Raw genomic sequence first — 892 nt, 5'->3', positions numbered from 1 at the left:
GCCGGGGTGGGGCGCCCGGTTCGGGCGGTTCGACGAGGACGGGCGGCATGTGGCCGGCGTTGGCGATGGTGCAGCGCCGGGTGACGGGGTCGTAGACGGCGTACACGCAGGTGGCGAGGTACACCTCGGAGCGGTCGGCGTCGCGGGCCTGGAGGGCGGCGCGGGAGGCCTGCTGGGAGCCTCCGGGGGCGCCGAGTCCGCGGGCGATCTCGTCGAGGGCGGTGAGTACCTCGGCGGGTTCCAGGTCGAGGAGTGCCAGGGTGCGTACGGCGGTGCGCAGTTCGCCCATGGCGACGGCGGCGCGCAGGCCGCGGCCCATGACGTCGCCGACGACGAGGGCGGTGCGGTGGCCGGGGAGTTCGATGACGTCGAACCAGTCGCCGCCGACCTCGGTGGCGGCGTTGCCGGGCAGGTAGCGGCAGGCGATGTCGAGGCCGGCCGCTTCGGGGTCGCCGGGTGGGAGGAGGCTGCGCTGCAGTATGAGGGCCCGTTCGTGTTCGCGCCGGTAGAGGCGGGCGTTGTCGATGCAGACGGCGGCGCGGGCGGCGAGTTCGACGGCGACGGCCCGGTCGCGTTCGCCGAAGGGCTCGCTGCCCTTGGTGCGGGAGAACTGGGCGAGTCCGACGACGGTGTCGTGCGCAACCATCGGCACGACGAGGGTGGATTGGACGAGGTCGTCGGGTTCGCCGCCTTCGATGATGCGCGGTCGTGCGGTGCGCAGGGCGAGGGCGCCGGGGGAGGCGGCCGGGTAGCGGTGGGTCTCGCCGACGGCGACGGCGGCGCCGGCGCCGGACGGGGGGGCGTCGGAGACGGCGGAGGCGAAGGCTACCCGCCGCAGCGGTGCGGAGGGGGCGCGTCCGTTGCGCTGTCCGGGGGGCAGGGAGGGTACGCC

Annotated in this window: 1 protein-coding gene; it reads right to left on the bottom strand. The window is 75.6% G+C overall.

Features of this window, described 5'->3' with window-relative positions; genetic code table 11:
• Positions 1 to 892, bottom strand: an 892-nt coding sequence (locus HYE82_RS36815) for a PP2C family protein-serine/threonine phosphatase (protein ID WP_179178568.1), incomplete at both ends; no start/stop codon positions are given.

Source organism: Streptomyces sp. BR123 (assembly GCF_013401435.1).
Taxonomy (GTDB): Bacteria; Actinomycetota; Actinomycetes; order Streptomycetales; family Streptomycetaceae; genus Streptomyces.
This window is presented reverse-complemented; position numbering and strand designations above follow the sequence as displayed.